The sequence below is a fragment of the Bacillus sp. FSL K6-1012 genome (genome assembly GCF_037964915.1).
Taxonomy (GTDB): domain Bacteria; phylum Bacillota; class Bacilli; order Bacillales; family Bacillaceae; genus Bacillus; species Bacillus halotolerans.
The window spans coordinates 1,078,114-1,102,009 of the sequence record NZ_CP150175.1 but is presented as its reverse complement, the minus strand read 5'-3'; the positions used below and the strand labels follow the sequence as shown (position 1 = coordinate 1,102,009).

Sequence of the window (23,896 nt, the reverse complement as noted above, 5' to 3'; positions counted from 1 at the left end):
GGCTGTTTTCCAATCAGCTTTTTGACAAACGCAGCGCTTGTTTGATTGCTTTAAACGCGCTTGAGTTGCCGTAAATCAAGACGCCGCCTTTATAGATTCTGGCGCCAATGACGGCAAGTATGATAATGGTGAGCAATGTTATCCCGATGCCGGCAGCCGCCTGCCAAAACGGAATATCAAGCATGCCGACGCGCAAGAACATAATCATCGGCGTAAAGAACGGGATAAACGATGTGACCGTAATAAATCCTGCGTCCGGAGCGTTTAGTCCGAACATGGCAATCATAAAACCGGCAACCACCAAAAGCGTCATCGGTGTGATCGTTTGCTGCACGTCCTCTATTCTGCTGACGACGCTGCCAAGAAACGCGGCCAGTGTCGCATATAAAAAGTAACCGAGCAAAAAGAAAATAACAGCATATATCACGGTAGAAACGGGAACATCGGTCAGATTAAGAAAACCGCCGACAGATGAAGCCGTTTCGCTCGTTTTGTTCAGCTTCAGCGATAGATATCCGGCAGAAATAATGACAGCAAGCTGTGTTATTCCGACAAGCCCGATGCCTAACAGCTTTGCAAACATTTGCTGGATCGGCGGCATGCTTGAGATGAGGATTTCCATGACACGCGAAGATTTTTCAGTCGCAACCTCCATCGCAATCATACTGGCATACATAATAACGGAGAAATATATGACAAACAGCATAATGTAAACAAGCCCCATCGCCTGCCCCAGCTCTTCCTCAGACTTTGCACCCTCTTTCAGCGCCTCCTGCCCGACAGTGACAGGCGCATAGAGGCTGCTGATGGTTTCCTGCGAAACGCCGAGCTCCTCTGTTCCAACAGCGGTTTTTGTTTGTGTTAACGCCTGCTGCAGTGTTTGGTACGTGCTTTCATCCGAAATCGTTAACGCTTTGTACGTCCCTGAGATCGTCCCTTTTTCATCTCTTTTGATAATGAGCATCCCATCAAGCGTTTCCTCTTTGACTTGCTTTATAACCTTTTCCTCTGATTGCTTAGACTGCTTCACATCAAGATCGCTGTCTGTATCGACTGCTTTCAGCTGCTTTGAGAAAATCGGATATAATTCGTTTGTTTCATCAATAACAGCAATTTTCTCTTTTGTATCTTCTCCTTGAAACATAGAAATGATCGATTCTAAATTGGTGACAGCCAATACAAGCAGAACCGTGATGACAGTAGAAATAATAAAAGACTTTGCCATAATCTTATTTTTGTATGTATGAGAAAGCATGATCAAAAATTTATTCATAGACGGCCCCCACCTTTTCTATAAAAATATCATGGAGTGACGGCTCTTCAAGCTCAAACTTTCGAATAAATCCTTTTCCTTGTAGCATGGCGAAGATCTCTTGAGAGATGTCTTCATTGGCAATTTGCAGCTTTACGCCGCCAGCCGTTTCTTTCCATTGCGTAATTCCTTCGTGCCCCTGTAAAAAATGCAGATCGTCATCGGAATGAATGGTCACATTCTTTTTGCCGAATGAACGTTTAATTTCCTTCAGTCTGCCTTGCACAACAGGCTTCCCTTTTTGCAAAATACAAAGGTGCTCACACAGCTCCTCGACATGCTCCATCCGATGGCTGGAAAATAAAATCGAGACACCGCTGTTTTTCAAAGAGATAACAGCCTCCTTCAACAGCTCGACATTGACAGGGTCCAGCCCGCTGAATGGTTCATCGAGAATCAGCAGCTCAGGCTTATGCAAAACCGACGAAATAAACTGGATTTTCTGCTGGTTTCCTTTTGAAAGCTCTTCTACTTTTTTATTCTCGTATTCTGTTATATTGAAGCGTTCAAGCCATGTTCCGAGCTCTTTTACGGCTTCGCGTTTCTCCATGCCTTTTAATCTTGCCAGATAGACAAGCTGCTCCTTTACCTTCATTTTCGGATAAAGTCCGCGCTCTTCCGGCAAATATCCGATTTTGTTGCTCATACTGTAGTTGACGGGACGGCCTTTCCAGCTGATCGTACCCTCCGTAATGCTTAATAAGCCGAGAATCATGCGAAAGGTCGTCGTTTTTCCCGCTCCGTTTGCGCCTAAGAGGCCAAACATTTGCTGTTCCGGAATTTCCAGATTCAAACCGTCAACCGCTTTATAATCTCCAAATGTCTTCGTTACGTGATCAATCGTCAGCACCGAATCTCCTCCTTCCCTGCCCCATTATATACTATATTTGGTTAAAACATAATAAAGGATTTTGGTTTGTTATTTAGAATATAAATGAAGAAAGAACGATAAATGATGAAGTTGGAGGCGAAATATAATGGCGGAGTATTTTCTTACGGCTTTTGATCCTTCGGGAGAAACACTGATAAACGAGCGATTTGACGCAGAAAACGAAGATGCGGCAAAACAGCAGGGTGAAGCCCTGTTAAAGGAAAAAGAGATTCATCGTCATACCCATCGTTTAGTGAATGCAGCCGGAAAGCTGATTTTGTTTCAGAGATGATCAGCTTCCCGGCTGATCTGTTATGCTTGAAACTTCGGCTCCCGTTTCTCTAAAAATGCACGGATTCCTTCCTGGTGATCTTTTGTCCTCCTCATTCTCTCCTGGGCACTTCGTTCAAGAGCCAGCACCTTCTTCAATTCATCAATATGGAGGCTTTGAAAAATGGCTTTCGTCTCAATCATTGCCAATAAGGGCGAGGCTAAAAGCGTTTCAACATAAGGTCTTGCACCTTCCGCAGGATCTCCGTTAAATGTTCCATCCAAGAGACCCATGCCAGCCGCTTCTTCAGCGGATAGCTTTTTCCCGCTCCAAATCAGCTTTTTCGCTTTCGCTTCCCCAATCCTTTTTTTCAGCAAATAATGTCCCCCGCCATCAGGAACAAGGCCGATGCCGATAAAGTTCATTGCAAGGACGGCATTTTTCTCCGCAAGCACAATGTCAGCACAAAGTGCTAAACTCAAGCCCAGCCCAGCGGCAGCACCATGGACAGCGGCAATTGTCACTTTTTTCATTTCGTATAACGTTAAAGTAATGGCTTCGATCGTATCCATCAGCTGCCTAAATTGATCAGGGTCATGCTCAGAGGTCATCATCCGTATATCGCCGCCTGCCGAAAAACCTTTTCCGGTACCTCTCAGGAGGACGATGAGCGCCTCGCTTTCAGAAACCTTTTCACACGCCTCCTTCAGCTCGAAAAGCATTTGCTCATTCAAGGCGTGATGAGCATCAGGACGATTCAGCACAATTTCTGCCACAGGCCCCTTCAGTTCATATTGAATATAATCCATATGAAACACCTCCATGTATACGCTTTCTTTTTTTCTTTCTCATATACATTCCCCGCCGTCCTTAAAGAAACCTTTTTTATTTTTCAAGGTCAATAGATACTGAAAAATGCATATCATTTGAATGGGAACATAAAGTTTTATATAGTGAAATGGAAGGGATATAGAATGAGAAAGGGGGAAGGTAACATGGATAAATTGCTGATCAGCTTTCTATTAAGCTTATTTATGGTGTGCTTTCCCCCTTCTGACGTGGCCCTGCCCTCCCAGTTTGATGCAAGCACTGACAGCTATGTGCCAATGTCCTCATATCCGAAAGAATCACAATCAGCCAAAACGCCGTCACCGGGCAGTCTGCATCTGGCGGAGTTTATGAAAGAGTACAATCCATTGGCGCAGTCTATCAGAACGTTATCTGTCAAGCCGCTTGATGATCCTCACATCAACAGGCTGGAAAGGGTTTGTGCCGTCCCTGTCAAATACCAGTCTAATTACCTCCGAATATGAATGTATATCGTTTTGTTTGTACCCTATCTTTTATGCCAACACTACATTCGGAGGGATTTTCATTGAATATAAAAGAAAACGATCTGCCGGGAATCGGCAAAAAATTTGAAATTGAAACAAGAAACCGCGAAAAAATGACGATTATCATTCATGATGACGGAAGAAGAGAAATCTATCGATTTGATGATCGGGATCCGGATGAGCTTCTTTCCAATATTTCATTGGATGATTCTGAAGCAAGGCAAATTGCAGCCATTTTAGGCGGCATGGTCTATAAGCCGCAGGCGCTGGAATCCATCGAGATGGCGTTTAGCGACCTCATTATCGAATGGTTTAAGGTGGAAAAAGGCGCGAAGTCAATCGGGCGCACCCTCGGCGAACTTGATGTCCGTCAAAACTATGATGTCACTGTCATCGCCATCATTAAACACAACCAGCAAAAGTTTTTAAATCCAGGCGCTGACTCGGTGATTGAAGAAGATGATACCCTTGTCCTCTCAGGTGAAAGAAAGCATCTGAAAAAACTGACTCATGATTTTCTTTCTAGAGAGGGCGTGTGATCAGCGGATGGATCATCTTGTTTTTGAAGTCGGAACCGCGCTTGTGCTTGTGGCAATTGCCAGTGTCATCGCAAATAAAATTAAGTTTTCAATTATCCCGTTTCTCATTATTTTAGGGATGCTGCTTGGCCCTCATGCCCCTAAAGTCGGGATCATTGACCTCACGTTTATAGAAAGCAGTGAAATCATTGAGTTTTTCGGGCGGATGGGCGTGCTTTTCCTCCTTTTCTATCTCGGACTTGAATTCTCTGTCGGAAAGCTGATCAAGTCTGGAAAATCCATCGCAATTGGCGGATCAATTTATATTTTGATTAACTTCAGCCTCGGACTGCTTTATGGCTTTATCACCGGGTTTTCTTTTCTGGAAGTCCTCGTGCTGGCAGGCGTCATCACCATTTCTTCAAGCGCGATCGTCGCAAAAGTGCTGGTCGATTTAAAAAGAACGGCCAACCCGGAAACAGAGCTGATTCTCGGCATTATTATGTTTGAGGATATCTTCCTTGCCGTGTATCTGTCTGTTGTTTCCGGCCTTGTGCTTGGAGACGCGACATCAGTCGGGAGTGCGCTTTTGTCCATTCTGATCGCATTTGGCTATATGCTGCTGTTTTTTATCGCGGCCAGAAAGCTCCCGCCGCTTTTGAATAAGCTGTTGGACATTCGCTCGAACGAAGTGTTTATTATCGTCATTTTTGCAGCGCTCTTTTTCATCGCCGGATTTTCAGAGACAATTCATGTGGCAGAAGCCATCGGCGCGCTGCTGCTCGGTTTGGTATTTTCGGAAACAGAGCATTCCGATCGGATTGAGCACCTTGTCGTTCCGTTTCGCGACTTTTTCGGCGCGATGTTCTTTTTCAGCTTCGGCCTCAGCATAGACCCTTTTTCACTTGGTGAAGCGGTTTGGCTGGCATTGGGAGCTGTGATCCTGACCATATTCGGAAACTTTATCGCCGGAATGGTGGCTGGACGCCGCGCAGGGCTTTCTCATAAAGCCTCATCCAATATCGGTCTTACGATCGTATCACGGGGTGAGTTTTCGATTATCGTTGCCAACCTCGGCATAGCCGGCGGCCTGTCAGCCACATTAAAGCCGTTCGCCGCATTATATGTCCTCATTCTGGCGATTTTGGGGCCATTATTAACAAAAGAGTCAAAATGGATTTACCGCCAGCTAAACAAGGTGTTTAAATGGAAGCCGGACGTTCAGCCTGTGAAAAAACAGCGGGGATAAAAAAAAGCAGCACTGTGATCAGTGCTGCTTTGTCGTTCTCTCAAAAATCTGCTCTAAATATTTGATCTTTTCGTCCGTGTAGTGCTCAAATCGGTCATTGTATGATTTCGGGTCTTTCGGATTGGCAAAGTGTGTGATTTTCCCTGTATCCGGATCAATAAATTTACTTGCCGCACCGCAGCCGATGCCGATAATCGTCTGCACTTCTTCCATAATCATAATGTTGTAGATGCTTTCCTGGCCCGGAATCGAGTACCCGACGTTTTCCAGATTTCCAAGAATATTTTTCTGGCGGTATAAATAATAAGGCACGTATCCATGTTCTTTCGTCCAAGCTACCGCATCATCCATCATTTGAGAAACCTCTTCTCTCCCGGCAACTTTGTATTTATGTTTGTTTCTTGTCATTTCTGACGCCCGCTTAAAGGAAAGGGTATGAACAGTCAGCGATTCCGGCATCAGTTTCTCGGTTTCTGAGAGGCTGTGTCTGAACTCCTTCACGCCTTCGCCAGGCAAACCGATAATTAAATCCATATTGATATTATTCATGCCGTGCTGGCGTGACAGATGGTATTTTTCAATGGTCTCTTCCACCGTATGATGACGGCCGATTGCTTTGAGCGTTTCGTTTTCATAGGATTGCGGGTTAATGCTGATCCTGTCAATATCATATTTGTTCAACACGTCAAGTTTTTCTTCAGTAATCGTGTCGGGGCGACCGGCTTCCACAGTAATTTCCCGAATGTTTTTCACATCCGGGAAGGAGCGGACCATTTCTTCATACAGAAGATCCATCTCTTCCGCTGTAATGCTTGTAGGCGTCCCGCCGCCAAAATATATGGTTGTGACCTTGACGTCATGCTCCTTGAGCCATTCGCCGATTTTCTGCATTTCGTAATGCAGCCCCCATAAAAATGAGCCGACTCTGCCTGCTTGTCCTTGGATGGCGTATGCAGGGAATGTGCAATACGCACATTTGGTCGGGCAGAAAGGAATGCCGATATAAATACTGACTTCGTCCTTTACTTGATACAAATCAGGAACTGCCGCCAGCTGCCTGTCGACAATTTGCTGCATCAATTCGATTTTCTCATCATGAATTAAATAGTCTTTTTTCAATTCTGCATGCGCCTGTTCCTTCGGCATCCCGCTTTGCAGCTTTTTATGAAGCAGCTTCGTCGGGCGGATTCCCGTGAGAATTCCCCACTTTTGCGTCATGCCCGTATGCGCTTGAAGTAGATTTAAGTAAACATAAGAAATTGTGTTTTTTACTTGTTTGAAAGCTTCTTTTTCATTCATATCAGGAGAAAAAGATTTAGTATGGTGTTCCTTAATTCCGGTTCCTTTCACTTCTCCTGAAACCGTCACATGCTCATCCGTTTGCGTGCAGGCTAAAGAGATGACAAGATCCGCCGGCTCCTCTCCGCCGTAGACAAGACCGCATTCCTCATAAAACAAATTTGCGATATTTTGCAGTGGCCGATGAAGGCGGTCATCGTGTATGCCTTCTATTTTAATTTGCAACTTCATCACCTAATTTATCAGATTCAAAACTTTCTTTAGTGTACAGAAATAAACAGCTAAAATCAATCCGGCAAAAAAGCCGCCGCACCTGTTTGGGCGCGAGCGGCTTTTTTTATACGCGTTTCATGTGGAACTTATCGAGGAACCCTTTTCGCTGCTGCATACGGAAATATTCCTTCATCATATATGCGACGCCTTGCTCGTCATTTGACCTTGTGACCCAATCGGCTTTTCTCTTAATTTCCGGTGCAGCGTTCCCCATTGCAACCCCAAGTCCGGCAAGCTCAATCATCGGAAGATCGTCTTGCTGATGGCCGATAGCGACTACATCCTCCATCCCCAGCCCCAGTTCCGAAGCGACAAGTGCAAGGCCCGCTTCCTTCGAAACTCCCTTTGGAACAATGTTCATCTTCTCATCGTTTACGCGAATCACGTCAACCGCCGGGAAGGCTTTTGTAATCGTTTCTGTAATGTCTTGCTGAATATCTTGTTCTGTATATACTTCGATGACGGGCGCACTCACCGGTTCATCCATCAGAAGATCGCTTAACGATTCAACAAACTGAACCGGGTAAAAGATGGGATCTGACGGGTGGATCAGCGCTTTCCCAAGCAAATTTGAATTGACCTTTTTCTTGTTTCCAATCGAATATTTCTCGTGAAGAAGCCTGATGTTGCATTGATAGCTCTCAAGCACTTGAACGATATTAAAAGTATGATCGTCAGAAATTCTTTTTTCAAAAAAGGGCGCGTCTATTTTCTCAGCGATATAGGCGCCGCTGTGGGTGATCAGCTTTGCATCAAGCTTCAGCGATTTTGCTATTTTCTGAGCTGAGCGAAAATGGCGGTTGGTGACAAGTGTGACGTAAATCCCTTTTTTCTTAACATATTCAATCGCGTCTTTCGTTGCCTGATGAATTTTCCCGTTCGACCGAAGCAGCGCTCCATCTATGTTTAAGGCAAGCAATTGTTTAGACACAGAGATGTCCCCCTCCTTGATGACTGTACTTGTGTATAGGATATGACCCTGTCTCTGTGTTTAGAACAACCTTTTCTGTACAGCAAAAAAAGCCTGACTCAGCAGACTTTATATACGCAATCATAATAGGATACGATCGAAGCAGCCATTCTCCCTAATATCGTTATTTCGATTTACTTACGAAAAATCATGTATCAGGAACCCCTTATTTGACCAATGATGCGCTCCGAACACTTACTCTCTGTTGCTTATCCCCTCTATATAACGGCATGATATGCGACCGTATCCATTTGAAACAGGTAAGTGTAGGCGCTTTCAATGTTATTATCCCAGTTTTCTCTGCAGATGACAAGGGTTTTTTTAACTAAAAAAAGTAACCAATATCTGTGTAACTAAGGTAGCGTGTAATGTTAATTATTGGATTCTTCCACTTGAATAGGAACGTACATTCGTATACAATATAAACATTAAATGAAAAAAGCGGTGGTCCAATGACTGTATTAAAAGAAATTTATAATCAAGAACTGATCTCTCGATTGACAGATACTGTAAAAGAAACCTATCCTGCATTCAACAAAGACAAATTCGAGGAACTCTTAATGACGGGAGAATGGCCTGGGCTCGCATTAAAAGAACGCATGCGCCGCATTACCGTTGCTTTATACGAAACACTGCCGAAACATTATGGCGAAGCGCTTGCGGTATTATGGGATGCAGCTCCTCATTTTAAGGGACTCAGCGGAATCATATTTCCTGATTATGTGGAGCATTACGGCTTAGAGCATTGGGATGATTCAATGAAGGCGTTAGAATACTTTACGGCATATTCCACTTCAGAATTTGCTGTGAGACCTTTTTTGCTTTTAAATCAGGAAAAAATGATTGCACAATTCCTGATATGGTCTAAGCATGAAAATGAGCACGTAAGAAGACTTGCGAGTGAAGGAAGCAGGCCCCGCCTCCCATGGGGAAAATCGATACCCGCTTTGAAATCGGACCCCTCCCCCGTGCTGCCGATCCTTGAGCAGCTGATGCAGGACGAGTCTTTGTATGTGAGAAAAAGTGTGGCCAACAACCTTAATGATATATCAAAAACGCATCCTCACTTGCTGAGAAAAGTCGCAGAACAATGGTATGGAACACATCCTCATACAGACTGGATCATCAAACACGCTTACCGGACCTTGTTAAAAAAAGGCGATAAACAGGATTTATCGCTTTTTGGCTATCACGATGCTGACTCGATTCAACTGCAAGAATTAACGTGCGAGTCCAGCCGTATTTCTATTGGCGAAACCCTCAAGTTTACTTTTCACATTCATTCAGACAGGGATCAGAAAGTAAGAATTGAGTACGCCATTGATTACGTAAAAGCCAGAGGCCAGCATCATCGAAAGGTATTTAAAATAACAGAAACGAAAAAACGAAACAAAATCATATACCAAAACACAAACCTTTAAGGATTTATCTACAAGAAAACATTACAAAGGAATTCATACATTATCAGTGATCATCAATGGAGAGGTAAAGAAATCGCTGGATTTTCTAGTTTGCTGAACGAATAAAAAAATCCCTTCTTATCCAGAAGGGATTTTGAATGATTAGCCTTCGACACTGCCGTAAAGCTCTTCTAAAGGCTTCATGATGATTTTGTTTAATTCGCCGATCAGCATACTCATACGCTGCTCCGCTTCCATCAGCTGAGAGATTTTTTCGTGCTGCTGTACAAGCGCAACGGTTTTTTGAGCCTGCTGCACTTCGTCTTCTGTAATTTCTTCTCCAGCCATTTGTTTTTGCTGAAGTCTCAGCTGCACATCACGGAAGTTTTCGAACATTCGTTTCGCAGACTCGTCTGCGTTTACTTCATCGTACAGGTTTTTTAAACGGGTAAACTCTTCGCTCCCGCGCAATGCATTTTCCAGATCATACGCTACATCATAAAAATTAACAGCCATTGTAAGTAGCTCCTTTCATTATTGCCGATTGACATACCACTCCACTATAACAGACTATGGAGCTCCTTTCATTAATCGAAACCCGTTTCTTCTTAAAAAAGGATGACAAACAACGCTTGAATTGCACCTATGATTCCGCCGAGAAGGCCGCCCAAATAGGTTATCATTTTAAATTCTTTTTTCGAAATCGACAGCACCATTTCTTCAAGACGCTGTACCGGGAACTGATCCACCTGCTCCTTTACAATTTCCTCAAGGCGCATTCGTTTTAATACACTTTCAAGATTGGTTGAAATCCCCTCAAGCAATTTGTCTAAAAGCGCCGGCAGGATACGATGGTTCAGATCATTTTCATAGCGGGCTGTAAGCGAGCCAATCGTATTTTCAAAAAACGGAGCAGTTGAAAATGCTTGCAGCACTCTTTGTTTCAGGCTAAAGATTAGTACTTTTGCGTTCCATTTTTCGTCCGCTTCATTAAATGTATACTCCTTCAGCTTGCCCCATTCGTTTTTCAGAAGATCAGAAAGCAGCTTATTCGTTTCCTCATTCCGCAAAAACTTCAGAAGCTCCGGCAGCACGCGATCAGCAAGGCTTGAATTGCCGAGAAACATTTGCACCATGCTTCCAAGCATACCGCGTTCTTTTAAGAAATCATCAATCATATTGCCGAGACGGATTTTTCCTTCTTCACTTTCAAAATAATGAATGCTTCGCGCCAAAATATAGCCTGAAATCATCGGTATCTTCTCTTCTAGCTTTTCCTGCACTTCCAATGGCAGTGCTTCCTTTAACGTTTGATGCTCATATCGGCGGAAAAGTTCATTCAATTTATCATCCGTCCAGCGGCTGATCCAGTCGTCTGCCGCTTCACCCGGATGCTTTACTCCGGCTTTTTCAAGCGCTTCTTTTACTGTCATTTCAGATAGCGACAGGTTTTGAATCAGCTGTTCTCCGACTTGAAGCGCCTGCTTTTTGGCTGAATCTGAAACAAGCCGCTTTTTAATACCCTCAGGCGTTAATAAATGGTTTACCACCATCAGCCCCATTTGTTTCGCAAGCTCATCACGTCTTCTTGGAATCAATCCCGGAGTAAAAGGGACTCGTTTTCCAAACAAATAATATGCCTTATACGGCCTAAATAGCATTTGAATTGCTAAATGATTGGTCACCGCGCCGATAACTGCGCCGATCACGATCATAAATATAAAGGTTCCTGCAATACCCATTCCTGCTCATCTGCCTCCATCTGTGCTTTTACTTTTTCATAAATAGAATGACCTATTTGTATTATAGAGGTTGGTGTGATCACTTAGCAAACAAGGAGACAAAACATATGGCCATAAAATCAGCTTGTTTAACAGGAATAGGGCAAGATGCTGAATCGTAATCTGTAAAGTAGACTACCGACAGCTGTGTTCCTGATGTTTTTTGAAGCGTAAAGCTGCTGACACCCGCCGGCAGCTTTTTAATAAAAGGGGGAGTCTCACCATGATAACACTCGGTTTTATGTCCTTAACCCGCCAGCACGAGCAGGATTATTCCGCAGAATTGGCCACAAGAGCGCCCGAATTCGGCATACGTTTGATCCGCTTTACACCGTTTGACATTTTGCCCGACACCCTGCGTGTCAAAGCGCTGGTTTATCATCCCGCCAGCAGCAATTGGAATGAAACAGAACTTGCGATTCCCGATTATATTTATGACCGCTGCTTTTATGGGAAGGATTCACAATCACAAAAAGCAAAGCCGATCGTTGAATGGCTCAAAAAATATCCGAAAACCGAATTTATCGGGCGGGGTCTTCCTGATAAATGGACTGTGTTTCAAGATTTGCAGGAGCATTCTGTGATCAATCCTTACATTCCAGAAACCATGAAAGTGAGCCGATTTGAACAAATCCATTCGTATTTATTGAAAGAAAAAGCCTGTATTTTAAAGCCAGCGTTCGGTGCTGGCGGCAGAGGCGTGATACTTCTGGAGCTTGGCAAGAAAAACATAACCGCCACCTACCATATCGGAAAGGATAAACAGACAAAATCCTTTTCCAACCAAGCTTCATTTAAAACTTGGTGCAAAAAAGTGCTTCAGCACCAATATTTGATGCAGCCTTATTTAAATATCCAAGATAAGGAGCAATACCCTTGTGATATCCGGCTGTTTATGCAAAAAAATGAGGACGGTGAATGGCATACCGTCGGAAAGGCAGTGAGACGCGGATACAAAAACGGGCTGCTGGCCAATTTATCAGGCGGATCGGATACGCTTACATTTGATACATGGTTTGAAAATATCCCGAAAAAACAGCAGGTAGTCTTACTGGATGACGTATTCTCGATTACCCAATCGGTTCCGTATTATCTTGATGAGCGATACGGGCCATTATTTGAACTCGGTCTGGATATATGCCTTGCGAAGGACGGGAGGATCTGGATCCTTGATATCAATTCTAAACCAGGCAGAAAATCAATACTTCATGTTTCTCCTGAGAAAAAAGAACATCTATATACTTGTCCTCTTAAGCGGTGCAAATTTCTATTTTCGCTGCAAAACCAGAAAGGAGTCCTTCCGCGTGAATCGTAAACGGTTTTTGATCGGCATAGACAAAAACAGTGAAAATACTCTGTTTCTGCCCTCCGCAATGAAGCAAGACGGCCTTTTGTCTGCCTCATTCGGAACGAAGGTTGTCAGATGCCATGTTACTTTCAGACGAAATCTCGAACAGACAGTGCTCCTCTCTGAAAATCTGTTTCACGAACTGCTGATACCGCACCGCAGCCGGGCTGATATTCTCATTCATGATCATTCGGTGCACATTGGTCCATTAATCGGCATCTTCACCGCAGGGTTTACCGCATCACTTGAGCGCCCTTTTAAGGACCGTTCTCTCTTTTTTTCTAAACTGCTCACTTTGCATGAACAAACAGGAAGCTATTGCTTCGTGTTCGGCGCGCACCAAATCAATTGGCAGGAAGGGACGATTGAAGCGCTTCTATACAGGGAAAATGGCTGGGAGAAACACATTGTCCCGCTGCCGAACGTCGTGTATGACCGTTTGCCGAACAGAAAAATCGAGAACTCAATTGTCTTGCAGAATACAAAAAACCGGCTGATCAATGAATATCAAATCCCATGGTTCAATAAAACATTTTTCAACAAATGGGATGTTCATCAATTGCTGGAAAAAGACCCGAGAACGGCTCCTTACTTACCGAAATCAATCCTTCATCCTACTGTTGAGCGGATTGAAGAGCTGAGTGATTCATTCGGCAAGGTTTATATAAAACCGGCGGACGGAGCACTCGGCACCGGGATTTATCAGCTCGCCAAAACGGAATCCGGTTTGACTGTGAAACATACAAATGATGCCAAATCTTTTTCTTCAATCGACTATCCCGATGCTTCCGCATTTCTGGATGAATTTCAAAAACAGCATGATCCCGCTGTCTTTCTCGTTCAGCAAGGGGTAAATTTGATTGAATTTCAGGGAAAACCAGCCGATTTCCGCGTTCATACGAATAAAAACAGTAAAGGGAAATGGACTGTGACCGCCATCGCAGTAAAAATTTCAGGAGAAAACAGCATTACAACACACCTATCGAATGGCGGAAAAGTGAAAACGCTGGCCGAAGTATACGATGATCCGGCGGAACGAATACATGTCATTAAAAAGCTTTCTGCGGCGGCATTGACCGCCAGCCAAGTGCTCCATGACCATATCGAAGGGTTCATCGGCGAGATCGGTTTTGATTTTGGCATTGACCAAAACGGTAAGGTATGGATGTTTGAAGCGAATTCACGTCCGGGCCGCAGTATTTTTTCTCATCCGAGTCTGCAATCTGTCGATTCTTTGACAAAACGAAGAAGCTTTGAATATGCTTCATATCTTTCGAAGATGGCCATTACCTCCCATGAATCGCTGTGGCCATCCTAATTTGCCCGCTTTATGTAAAAGCGGGCTTGAAGTTTATTCAACGCAAGGACAAGTTCATCATAAAGCCCCTTCAATGATGTTTTGCAACAATGATACAATGAATGTAATTCGTCCGTATCCATGTCAATTGATATCAATTTCAAGGAGCGTGGCCCCTGATGATTTCTCATTTCAGCTGGAAACCTTTGTTTCAAAAACAAAAACTGCCCGGATGGACAATTTCCTTTTACTATAAAGGCATGCATTACGAGGGCATCTATCATAAAAGCGGCGAGATTGAATGGGGAGATTTGTTTCCCGCCCGTGCTGATGAGCCTGCACTCAAAAACGAGATACATGAATTGATGCTTTTTCATATTTACGATTAGCTTAGCCTGAGCGGCTAAGCTTTTTTTATGCCTTCTCAAGATTTACCACTAAAATCCCCGCATGAGTTTCAGTCAAATCTAACATAATACGTAGTAACAAGCCGGCAAAGCATTGGGTTACGCCGAGACGGCAGTGACACCCGAGACGGGTCCACAGACTGGTGCAACTCCAGTTAACCCAACCATATCAAATAAAAAAGGAGATTTTACACATGGCAAACCAAAACTCTTCAAATCAATTACTAGTACCTGGCGCAGCTCAGGCTATCGACCAAATGAAACTTGAAATCGCTTCTGAATTCGGCGTTAACCTTGGAGCGGATACGACTTCCCGCGCTAACGGTTCTGTCGGAGGAGAAATCACAAAACGTTTAGTATCTTTCGCTCAGCAGAACATGGGCGGACGCGTACAATAACAATTCAATAAATGGCTGACAGAAGGCGCGGTTTCCGCGCCTTCTTTATATTTGTCACCCTTTTTTCCTACACCACATATCCTAGGAGAAAAGGGAGGGAATCAAGGTGCCATTCATCGCTATTGTGAATTGGGAGCTGGTGCAGTTCGTAAGTATATCCATGATTAATGAATATGTTTCCCATCGTTCTGTCTTTTTGTACAGGTATTCTTTCCCGCGCTGTTCAAACTGAGTACATCCTTTTATAATGAGGGGCGAGGAGGTTTTTTCATGAAAATTGCCTTATTTGGCGCAACCGGCCGTGTCGGACAAGCCTTTTTAAGATTGGCAGGCACCAATGAACAACTCGATATTTACGCTCTGATCAGATCATCGAATGATAAACTTGGCCTGCCGAAAGAACGGATCGTTATCGGGAATGCCCGCTGCCGAGAAGATGTGAAAGAAGTTATGAAGGATGCTGAGATCGTCATCAGCTGTCTCGGTACAGATGGCGACGATACGTTGTCAGCTGCCATGACACATATTCTTGCCATTATGCAGGAAAAGCATATCAAACGGCTCATAACGATCGGCACCGCGGGCATTCTTAATTCACGATTTGAACCAGGAAAATACCGATTTGAAACAAATGAATCAAAACGAAAGCTGACCCGCGCTGCCAAGGAGCATGCAAGGGTATATGAAATGCTCAGAGCTTCGTCCTTAGACTGGACCATGATCTGCCCCACATATCTCCCCGACGGAGAAGCAGCAGGTGAATACCGTGCAGAGCGCAACGTCTTGCCGGCGGAAGGTAAAAAGATCACTGTCGGCGACACTGCGGCTTTTCTGTATCACGAGCTTCTTACAGGGGACTATATCGGCTGCCGGGTAGGACTGGCTTATTAATGCGCACAAAAACCCAAAACATTGAATGTCTTGGGTTTTTGAAAGCTATGCAATGGAGTGCCTCTGTCCTTTTTGCAGCTCATACATTTGATAATATTGCCCTTTTAACGCCATTAGTTCCTCATGATTCCCTTTCTCAACAATTTCTCCTTTTTCAAGCACTAAAATTTGATCCGCGTTTCTGATGGTTGAAAGCCGGTGTGCAATGACAAATGTCGTGCGCCCTTGTTTCACTACATCCAGTGCCTTCTGGATCAAAGCCTCTGTCTCCGTATCAATATGCGCCGTTGCTTCATCCAAAATCAAAATGGCGGGATCGTACGCCAGAGCTCTTGCAAAGGAAATGAGCTGCCGCTCTCCCGAGGATAGCGTGCTGCCTTTTTCAATGACAGGTTCGCTGATGCCTTTCGGAAGCTTTTCAAGAAGCGACTCAGCCCCGACTTGCCGCAGTGCTTCTATAATGTCTTCTTCTGAAATTCTTTCATCCTCCAGACTGACGTTAGAACCGATTGTTCCTGAAAATAAGTACGGGTCCTGCAGCACAATCCCCATATGGGATCTAAGTTTCTGCCTTGACATGCTGTAAATGCTTCTCCCATCGATGAGCACATCCCCTTTTTGCGCATCATAAAAGCGGAAGAGGATATTCAAAATCGAGCTCTTGCCTGATCCGGTATGGCCGACAAGCGCTACAGTTTCGCCTTTTTGTGCTGTAAAGGAAATGTGTTTCAAAACATTTTGTCCTTCTTGATAAGCAAATGATACGTCTCTAAATTCAACCCGCCCCAGCGCGCGCTCCTTCGCCGGTTCACCCGTTTCTTCCGTTTCCTTTTCTTCAAGCAGTTCAAAAACACGCCCGGCGGACACCCGCGCCAGTTCCAGCTTAGAAAACTGATTGACGATACCTGTAATCGGCTGGAATAAGCGGTTTAAGTAATCCACAAACGCGTACAGCACACCGATGGAAACAATTCCTGCCGCGTTTAGACTTGCGCCGCCAAAATGCCAGATCAGACAGACAAACGCAAGGTTGCGGATCACATTCACAAGATTGTGTGACATTAAGGAGTTTAAATTCAGCATCCTGTTCTGATAGTAATAATGAGATTCATTTAATTCCTCAAACTCTCTCATTGTTTCTTTTTGATGGAGAAAAGCTTGGATGATCGGCATGCCTTGAATAGACTCATTCATTTTTGCATTAATGTCACTATTGATCGAACGGATTTGATGATTGTAATAGGAAGCGTATTTCCGGTAGATGATCGACCACAGCCAGATGATCGGCACAATCGCCAAGCATAAAAACGCGAGCTTTACATCCAGCAGGAACAACGCCGTAAATATCCCGATCATATATATGCCGCTTGTCACAAACGTTGACAGCACTGTCACATATAAATCTCTGATTGCCTCAGTATCATTTGTAATTCTTGCGACTACTTTGCCCGCGGGAAGATTATCAAAATAGCGGATCGGCAGTTTCTGAATGCGGGAAAACACATCCTGTCTCATCTTTTGAATAATGCGGTTGGCACTCATCTGCAATAAATAATGCTGCCCATATTGGAAAAATACCGAGAAGACAAGCAAACCGGCATACAGAAAAATAAGAAACGTCATCCCCTTCATTTCCGGCTTATAGAACTGAAAAATCTCCTGCTTTGTCAGCTTTTCAGCAGGATACGTCCGGCTTTCATTCCCATTAGTGATCGTCAGCTTTCCGTCAGAAACCGTTCTGTTCCCGTCAAAGCTGACAGCCTGATCAACGAAATAAAACGCCATTCCCACTTGATAAATATGCGCTTCTTTCTCTTTAGCAGCCGCTCCCTGCATCCGGTCTTCCCTGACATAGGAGGTGCCGTCAAATTCAACTGCATTTTTATCTTTTTCCGAGACCTCATACCATGTTTTTTCAATCCCGAGGATGTGGTCGTCAATCATTTTTTTGCCGATAAACGGTCCGGTCAGCTCTGCCCCGACTGCAATCGCAAGCAACAGGACGGCAGTGATCAGCAATTTTTTATATAGGAGTGCGTATCTCCATAAGGTTTTTCCTGTCTTCATGCCCCTGCTCCCCCTTCTTCTGCAGTGAACAGCTGCTGCCTTTCGTATTGTTCCCGATACCATCCGTTATTGGCCATCAGCTCTTGATGTGTGCCTCTCTCAGAAATCACGCCGCCGTCCATCACAAGGATGAGATCGGCATGCTCCACAGCTGATAAACGATGCGTCAGAATAAATGTCGTTTTCTCTTGGCGGTTTTTCCTGATATTGCTGATAATAGCCGCCTCCGTTTTTGCATCTACAGCGGAAAGAGAATCATCCAGGATTAAAATCTCCGGATTCGCCATCAGCGCCCTCGCGATTGAAATTCTTTGTTTTTGCCCTCCAGAGAGTGCGACGCCTTTTTCACCCACCATTGTCTCCAGACCGGCCGGAAGCATTTGCAAGTCTTTTTCAAAATGAGCTTCTGAAACAGCCTTCTTTACCTCAGCATCACTTGCGTCAAGCTTTCCGTACAAGATGTTTTCTTTTACAGACCGGGAAAACAGTAAATGATCCTGCGGCACATATCCAATCCATCCGCGGAGCCGGTCAAGAGGAATCTGCTCAATCGGCACACCTGAACATGTGATGCTCCCTTCACCGGCTGGATACTGGCGCAAAAGCTGCTTAATGATCGTCGTTTTACCGCTCCCTGTTTTACCGGCAATCCCGACAGTCTGCCCTTTTCGCACGGCAAAAGAAATATCTTGAATATTCACATTTGTTGAGCTTGGGTATGTAAAGCTCACATGGCTGAAAACGATATCTCCAGGCTCTTTTAAATCAGACGGCCACTTCGGATCTGTCACGTCCGGTTCATAAGAAAGGGTTTCATTTACCCGATCTAAGGACGCGTTGCCGCGCTGCATCACATTAATTAATTCACCGATCGCAAACATCGGCCAAATCATCATGCCCAAATAGACATTAAAGGAAACAAGCTCGCCAAGCGTCAGCTCATTACGGAAAACAAGAAACGCTCCATACCCCAGCCCAATCAGATAGCTGGCGCCGACAAGCAGCTTAACAGTCGGCTCAAACAGAGAATCGATAAAGGCTACCTTCATATTCTTCCGGTACACATCGGCCGTCATTTCATTAAAACGGCGTTCATCATTCGTTTCCTGCACATAAGCGCGAATCACTCTCACACCCGAGACCGATTCGAGCACCCTGTCATTCAGCGCTCCGAAAGAATGTTGTGCCTCTGTAAACCTTTCATGAATTTTACTTCCGTATATGCTGATCGCAACAGCCATAATGGGAAGCGGTATTATGGCTGCAAGCGTCAGCTTCCAGCTGATCAAAAACCCCATCGTCAAAAAGATCGTCATCATAAACATTGTGGAATCGACTAATGTCAAAATGCCAAAACCCGTCGTTAAACTGACAGCCTGGAGATCATTTGTCCCCCGCGCCATTAAATCTCCTGTTCTGTATTTTTCATAAAACGGCGGCGCCATTTTCAGCAAATGGCCCATCAGCTTAGAGCGGAGAATTTTTTCCATCACATTCGCTCCGCCGAACAGCTGGTGCATCCAAAAATAAGACATGATATACACCACCGCCGTCAAACCTAAAAATACGCTGACATAAAACAGCAGCCCGCCTGAGGTAAACTCCCCCGATTTCATATCATCGATGGCGTTCCCCAACAATTTAGGCGGAAACATCTCAAGTACATTTACACATAATAAAAGCACAATCGCAATGGTATAGCGCAGCCAGTAGGCTTTAAAAAACCAGCCCAGCTTTTTCAATACTGAAAACATCCATCCCCATCTCCTTTATCTCGTCAGCCGCCTTCTATTTTTTCCTTGCAGCTCTTTTCGTTCAGGTTGTCATAACCAATCCTTGCCTCTGTATTTGTCTTCACATCCGATACACCTGTCTTTCTTAAGATTTTGTATATAAAAAAGGCATGAAGCGTCAGCTCCATGCCTTTTGTTATCGATTATGATGTACAGAGCGCTTTTCGGCGCGCGGATTAACCCAATTCAAAAAAACAGAATAAGGGTTTGCCGCGCCAATATGAAACTGTTCTGTAAGACATATCATTCCTTGGCATAGCAAACCCTCCATTCATTCTGATTTTTCACTCTTTTTTCATAATATAAACAAAACCTTTTTTTGTCAATCATTACTTGAACAGAGAAAAGATTAAATAGATATGATGTCGGGTATTGTATTGTACGACGTTTTTTGAAAGGGTGAGAATGATGTTTCATGCTGACCGTATTATTGTTGCGTTTGACGGAAGTGAAAACAGTAAGAAAGCGCTTCAGACAGCCATTGATCTTGCGAAAACGGTAAATGCAGCCATTACAGTCGCCCATTCGTATGATATGAAAGACAACCAGACCATCATCGATCCGCCGAGGCCCGCAGCAGGGGCAAGCTATATTGGCGGAGGCATGACAAGTGTTCCTGACCCGCTGATATCAGATGTTGCGCCACCGGAGCCAATGATTTATGAAGACCGTACGGAAGAAGTCATCGCCGAAGCCAGAATGATGCTGAATGATCAGCAGACAGAGGGAGATATCGATATATTGGAAGGTGACCCGGCTGAATCAATTATCGAGCATGCCAACCGGATTTCAGCAGATCTGATTGTAACCGGAAGCAGAGACCAAAACAGACTGAAGAAACTTTTGTTTGGAAGTGTAAGTGAAAAGCTTTCGGCGAAATCAGATATACCGGTTCTGATCGTAAAGTGAGCACGCCACGTGCTCGCTTTTTTATATTCATAATTGTGAAAAAACACGGATTTTCGTTTTTTTCTGATATAATGCTTTCGTGCCCAAAAGCACAAAAGCATTAAAGAAAATGATGGGGTGTTGTTTTGGATTCTCAAAAAAAGCTGATGTTTTCGTTAGCCGTCGGTTTATTTATATTAATGTTAGGAGTCATTATCTCCTGCTTATTTTTTCTTCATACAGAACCGCATATCCCGCTGTTCCTATGTGTTGTCCTGCTTTCAGCAGCCGGTTTATGGTACGGTTTTTCCTGGAACAGCCTTGAAAAAGGAATTGTAAACGGGATTAAAAACGGTGTACAGCCGATCATTGTTCTGGCACTGATCGGTATCTTAATCGGCGCTTGGATGTACAGCGGCGCCATACCGTCCGTTACAGTTTATGCTTTGTCCTTTATTGAACCGAGCCATCTTCTGTTGACTGCTTTGTTTTCCTGCATGATCATCAGCACGCTTGTCGGCTCAAGCCTGACAACTGTAAGCACAATTGGCGTGGCACTGATCGGCGTGGCGAGCGCGGCAGGCGTTCCGCTCGAATGGACGGCGGGGGCAGTCATTTGCGGAGCCTGCTTTGGTGATAAAATGTCACCGATGTCGGATACAACAAATTTTGCTGCGGGTATAGGCGAAATATCGATCTTTGAACACATTCGCCACATGATGGGCACAACTATTCCCGCCTTGCTGATCACCGTTGTCCTTTTTTACTTTCTTGGTTTATCAGTCTCAGCAGACGCTGCTTCAACAGATGATATTGCACATGTTATTGCCGGAATAAAAGATGCAGCAAACGTCACACCGTGGGCGCTTCTTTCTCCGCTCTTAGTTGTTTTGCTGGCGATTAAGCGCGTGTCCGTTATTCCCGTTCTGACTGCCGGTATTATTTCCTCGGGAATTTTGACAGCCATCTTTGTTCCCGACAGCAGCATTCAGGCTTTTATGTCAGCCCTGCAAAATGGCACCATGTTCGAAACTGACAATGAGGCTGCCGCTAAAATCATCAACAGAGGCGGACTGCAATCCATGATGGGCTCAGTTTCTCTTATTATGATCGCTTTTGCACTCGGCGGTTTAATGGAGAAAATCGGCCTGATCTCCGCACTATTGGAGGGTGTGATGAAAGGAATCCGTTCAAAGGGCAGTCTCATTGCAGCAACTGTCTGCTCCAGTATCGGTGTCAATCTTGCAACAGGCGAACAGTATTTATCTATATTAATACCGGGACAGTCATATAAATCCTTATATGACAAACAAAACATTCAGCGGAAGTTTTTATCAAGATCATTAGAGGACGGCGGAACATTGATTAATCCATTAATCCCTTGGGGCGTCAGCGGGGCTTTTATGGCAACCGCGCTTGGTGTTCCCGTCATTGACTATATCCCATTTACGTTCTTCCTCTATATATCGCCGATGATTTCGATTTTAGTTGGATTTGTAAAAAAATAAAAAGAGCGCCGCTTGCAAAGCGGGCTCTTTTTTAACATTAAAATGATACGCGGGCTGCCTGCTGAATGCTTTCTTGAAAAGCCGCCTGCAGCTGTTTTGTCACCGGTCCGGGCACTCCGCTTCCGACTGATTTTCCATCAAGCGTCACAACCGGAACAATCTCTGCCGTCGTTGAAGAAATAAAGATTTCCTCCGCCTGTCTCAGCTCTTCTTCAGTAACGGGCTTTTCATCAAGCTCTATGCCGTTCTTTACGATGAGATCCAAAATCTTCATTCGTGTAATCCCATTGAGAATCATTCGGTTAGCCGGATGCGTCCGCACCGTACCGTTTAAAACAGCATAAACATTAGAAGATGTACCTTCTGTAACAATTCCGTCTCTTATTAAAATGCCTTCAAATGCTCCCGCTTCGTAGGCTTTCTGCTTTGCCATCACATTATACAGTAAATTCAGACTTTTAATATCGCATCTCAGCCAGCGAAGATCCTCATCCGTGATGGCTGAAACGCCGTATGTCTGCTCCTGTTCCGGCTTTTTAACAGAAAATGTATAGGCCGTCGTCTGCGGCTCAAGGCCCGCTTCATATTGGTGTTTTCGCGGAGCAACCCCTCTTGTGGTTTGAATGTAAACCGCTCCGTCGCTGACCGCATTTTCCTGCACAAGCTTTTGCAGGTCCCACTCTAAATCTTCTAAACTGAACGGCAGTGAAATTCCGATCTCAGCCGCGCTTCTGAATAAACGCTCCGCATGCTCGCGCAAGCCGAATAATACCCCTTTATACACCCTGATAACCTCATAGATTCCGTCTCCAAACTGATAACCGCGATCTTCCACATCAACGGATGCCTCGTTTCGCTCCACCAGTTGGCCATTGACTAAAATCTTCATATAAGCCCTCCCTTTTTCGTATTTATCCTGATGCCTAATCAAGCTGTCATTGTCACTCATTCTACCATATCAAACCAGCTGAAAAACAGAAAGATCAAGAACTCAATAGCTGGGAAGGAGATTATTTTTTCCTTAAAATCTGACATTTCGACATTTTTTCTATGTTCTTTCCAATTTTATTCCTGTATACTTGACTCGTAATACATAGGTTGTAAACAATGGCACCTTCAGAGCTGCCAATACAGCGGTATGTAGAGATTTTATGCCACTGGAGAGATTGATATGCGACAAACGAGAGGAGACGCTTCTCCTTCTGCAGTTTCGCTTGCTTTTAAATTTGCAAGTTTAGCAGTTTTATGTGTGCTGCTTTTGCTTATGGTGATTTTAGGTTATTCCAACAGCTCCTCGAAAGCAAAGGAGATCACTGTCACAACAAACAGCCAGCTTCGTGATGAGAAGGAAAGCCTGAAGCTGAAAGACGACTCCCCAGGCCTGCTGATAAAACATTTGCAGACTGAGCAGAATATGGGAGACAAAACGGTTTATTTAACCTTCGATGATGGCCCGTCAGCCTCTACAAACCGCTTGCTGGACGTACTGAAAAGCGCCGATGTAAAGGCGACATTTTTTATGCTGTCACCGCGAATGAACGAATTCAAACACGCGGTTAAAAGGGCCGGAAATGAAGGGCATGCACTCGGTTTACACGGGGTCACGCATAATAACAAATTGTTTTATCAAACGCCGACATCACCGCTAAAAGAAATGCAGCAGGCGCGTGACACGCTGGAAAGCATTACAGGCTATTGCACTGATCTTGTCAGAACGCCCTACGGCAGCAAGCCGTCTCTTACAGATTCACAAATTCGCAATCTAGAAAAAGACGGTTTTGTGTACTGGGATTGGACGATTGACAGCATGGACTGGAAATACCGCAACTCAAAATACGTAGCAGAAGTACTGCAGCAGCTTGACAATATGGAACACAGCCATTCAAATCGGCCGTATGTGATTCTCATGCACGATCTTCCTGCTACAGTAAACGCACTGCCGGTGCTAATCCATAAACTGAAAGAAAAGGGCTATTCCTTCGGTGTGTTAAAGGATACAATGGTTCCGGTTCATGAATAAA

Annotated in this window: 23 protein-coding genes and 1 pseudogene; 14 read left to right on the top strand and 10 right to left on the bottom strand. The window is 44.4% G+C overall.

Annotated elements, in window-relative coordinates:
* Positions 1-13 precede the first annotated feature (13 nt).
* Entirely contained in the window at positions 14-1,273 is a 1,260-nt protein-coding gene (locus tag NSS75_RS05655) for an ABC transporter permease (RefSeq protein WP_024120770.1), read from the bottom strand.
* Complete coding sequence (locus tag NSS75_RS05650; RefSeq protein ID WP_339236420.1) at positions 1,266-2,162, bottom strand: ABC transporter ATP-binding protein; 897 nt, start codon at positions 2,160-2,162, stop codon at positions 1,266-1,268. The genes NSS75_RS05655 and NSS75_RS05650 overlap by 8 nt, the downstream gene beginning before the upstream one ends.
* Before the next feature lie 127 nt (positions 2,163-2,289).
* Here NSS75_RS05650 and NSS75_RS05645 point away from each other — a divergent pair, with 127 nt between their 5' ends.
* Complete coding sequence (locus tag NSS75_RS05645; RefSeq protein ID WP_326374493.1) at positions 2,290-2,475, top strand: YhzD family protein; 186 nt, start codon at positions 2,290-2,292, stop codon at positions 2,473-2,475.
* 20 nt (positions 2,476-2,495) lie between these two features.
* On the opposite strand, the gene NSS75_RS05640 is transcribed toward NSS75_RS05645, so the two are convergent.
* Positions 2,496-3,263, bottom strand: a complete 768-nt coding sequence (locus NSS75_RS05640) for an enoyl-CoA hydratase (protein WP_024120767.1) — start codon at positions 3,261-3,263, stop codon at positions 2,496-2,498.
* Positions 3,264-3,428: 165 nt separating this feature from the next.
* Between NSS75_RS05640 and NSS75_RS05635 the strand changes: the two genes are divergently transcribed.
* The 3 genes from NSS75_RS05635 to khtU all read left to right on the top strand — a co-directional run bounded on the left by NSS75_RS05635 (position 3,429) and on the right by khtU (position 5,555).
* Positions 3,429-3,767, top strand: a complete 339-nt coding sequence (locus tag NSS75_RS05635) for a hypothetical protein (RefSeq protein WP_081638265.1) — start codon at positions 3,429-3,431, stop codon at positions 3,765-3,767.
* A 62-nt stretch (positions 3,768-3,829) separates the two neighbouring features.
* Positions 3,830-4,327 carry a K(+)/H(+) antiporter subunit KhtT gene (gene khtT, locus NSS75_RS05630; RefSeq protein WP_010333581.1) on the top strand — a complete coding sequence of 166 codons (498 nt, stop codon included), beginning with the start codon at positions 3,830-3,832 and terminating at the stop codon, positions 4,325-4,327.
* A gap of 7 nt (positions 4,328-4,334) precedes the next feature.
* The gene (gene khtU, locus NSS75_RS05625) at positions 4,335-5,555 is read left to right on the top strand and encodes a K(+)/H(+) antiporter subunit KhtU (protein ID WP_010333580.1); all 1,221 of its coding nucleotides are present in this window, start codon (positions 4,335-4,337) and stop codon (positions 5,553-5,555) included.
* An 18-nt stretch (positions 5,556-5,573) separates the two neighbouring features.
* Here khtU and NSS75_RS05620 read toward each other — a convergent pair whose 3' ends face one another.
* The gene (locus NSS75_RS05620) at positions 5,574-7,079 is read right to left on the bottom strand and encodes a coproporphyrinogen III oxidase (protein ID WP_024120764.1); all 1,506 of its coding nucleotides are present in this window, start codon (positions 7,077-7,079) and stop codon (positions 5,574-5,576) included.
* Between the two features lie 112 nt (positions 7,080-7,191).
* Positions 7,192-8,058 carry a Cof-type HAD-IIB family hydrolase gene (locus NSS75_RS05615; RefSeq protein WP_024120763.1) on the bottom strand — a complete coding sequence of 289 codons (867 nt, stop codon included), beginning with the start codon at positions 8,056-8,058 and terminating at the stop codon, positions 7,192-7,194.
* A 491-nt stretch (positions 8,059-8,549) separates the two neighbouring features.
* Between NSS75_RS05615 and NSS75_RS05610 the strand changes: the two are divergent.
* Positions 8,550-9,615: pseudogene (locus NSS75_RS05610) on the top strand (DNA alkylation repair protein).
* Between the two features lie 44 nt (positions 9,616-9,659).
* Here NSS75_RS05610 and NSS75_RS05605 read toward each other — a convergent pair.
* Together NSS75_RS05605 and NSS75_RS05600 are read right to left on the bottom strand one after the other, a co-directional pair.
* On the bottom strand, positions 9,660-10,013 hold the full coding sequence (locus NSS75_RS05605) for a YlbF family regulator (RefSeq protein WP_010333576.1): 354 nt from the start codon (positions 10,011-10,013) through the stop codon (positions 9,660-9,662).
* A 92-nt stretch (positions 10,014-10,105) separates the two neighbouring features.
* Complete coding sequence (locus NSS75_RS05600) at positions 10,106-11,239, bottom strand: DUF445 domain-containing protein (protein WP_339236413.1); 1,134 nt, start codon at positions 11,237-11,239, stop codon at positions 10,106-10,108.
* 262 nt (positions 11,240-11,501) lie between these two features.
* On the opposite strand from NSS75_RS05600, the gene NSS75_RS05595 reads away from it, so the two are divergent.
* From NSS75_RS05595 to NSS75_RS05570, 6 genes are all read left to right on the top strand, one after another.
* Complete coding sequence (locus NSS75_RS05595) at positions 11,502-12,593, top strand: YheC/YheD family protein (RefSeq protein ID WP_106022389.1); 1,092 nt, start codon at positions 11,502-11,504, stop codon at positions 12,591-12,593.
* The gene (locus tag NSS75_RS05590) at positions 12,583-13,944 is read left to right on the top strand and encodes a YheC/YheD family protein (RefSeq protein ID WP_069486318.1); all 1,362 of its coding nucleotides are present in this window, start codon (positions 12,583-12,585) and stop codon (positions 13,942-13,944) included. The genes NSS75_RS05595 and NSS75_RS05590 overlap by 11 nt, the downstream gene beginning before the upstream one ends.
* A 158-nt stretch (positions 13,945-14,102) precedes the next feature.
* Entirely contained in the window at positions 14,103-14,312 is a 210-nt protein-coding gene (locus NSS75_RS05585) for a YheE family protein (RefSeq protein ID WP_024120758.1), read from the top strand.
* Between the two features lie 212 nt (positions 14,313-14,524).
* Positions 14,525-14,728, top strand: coding sequence for a beta type acid-soluble spore protein SspB (gene sspB / locus NSS75_RS05580; RefSeq protein WP_010333571.1), 204 nt, complete (start codon positions 14,525-14,527; stop codon positions 14,726-14,728).
* 106 nt (positions 14,729-14,834) lie between these two features.
* On the top strand, positions 14,835-14,960 hold the full coding sequence (locus NSS75_RS05575) for a hypothetical protein (protein ID WP_081638264.1): 126 nt from the start codon (positions 14,835-14,837) through the stop codon (positions 14,958-14,960).
* Between the two features lie 38 nt (positions 14,961-14,998).
* Entirely contained in the window at positions 14,999-15,619 is a 621-nt protein-coding gene (locus NSS75_RS05570) for an NAD(P)H-binding protein (RefSeq protein ID WP_095713722.1), read from the top strand.
* Positions 15,620-15,664: 45 nt separating this feature from the next.
* Here NSS75_RS05570 and NSS75_RS05565 read toward each other — a convergent pair whose 3' ends face one another.
* Both NSS75_RS05565 and NSS75_RS05560 read right to left on the bottom strand, forming a co-directional pair.
* Positions 15,665-17,686 (bottom strand): ABC transporter ATP-binding protein, encoded by a 2,022-nt coding sequence (locus NSS75_RS05565; protein WP_339236404.1) that lies wholly within the window; start codon positions 17,684-17,686, stop codon positions 15,665-15,667.
* Positions 17,683-19,440: an ABC transporter transmembrane domain-containing protein gene (locus NSS75_RS05560; RefSeq protein WP_339236401.1), complete on the bottom strand. Its 1,758-nt coding sequence runs from the start codon at positions 19,438-19,440 to the stop codon at positions 17,683-17,685. The genes NSS75_RS05565 and NSS75_RS05560 overlap by 4 nt, the downstream gene beginning before the upstream one ends.
* A gap of 447 nt (positions 19,441-19,887) precedes the next feature.
* Between NSS75_RS05560 and NSS75_RS05555 the strand changes: the two genes are divergently transcribed.
* Complete coding sequence (locus tag NSS75_RS05555) at positions 19,888-20,388, top strand: universal stress protein (RefSeq protein WP_339236398.1); 501 nt, start codon at positions 19,888-19,890, stop codon at positions 20,386-20,388.
* Positions 20,389-20,513: 125 nt separating this feature from the next.
* A complete protein-coding gene (gene nhaC, locus NSS75_RS05550; protein ID WP_339236395.1) occupies positions 20,514-21,875 on the top strand; it encodes a Na+/H+ antiporter NhaC in 1,362 nt (453 codons plus the stop codon).
* A gap of 37 nt (positions 21,876-21,912) precedes the next feature.
* Here the strand turns inward: nhaC and dat are convergent, their stop codons facing one another.
* Positions 21,913-22,764, bottom strand: a complete 852-nt coding sequence (gene dat, locus NSS75_RS05545) for a D-amino-acid transaminase (protein ID WP_103672378.1) — start codon at positions 22,762-22,764, stop codon at positions 21,913-21,915.
* Positions 22,765-23,046: 282 nt separating this feature from the next.
* Here dat and NSS75_RS05540 point away from each other — a divergent pair, with 282 nt between their 5' ends.
* The gene (locus NSS75_RS05540; RefSeq protein WP_185848134.1) at positions 23,047-23,895 is read left to right on the top strand and encodes a polysaccharide deacetylase family protein; all 849 of its coding nucleotides are present in this window, start codon (positions 23,047-23,049) and stop codon (positions 23,893-23,895) included.
* Position 23,896 lies beyond the last annotated feature (1 nt).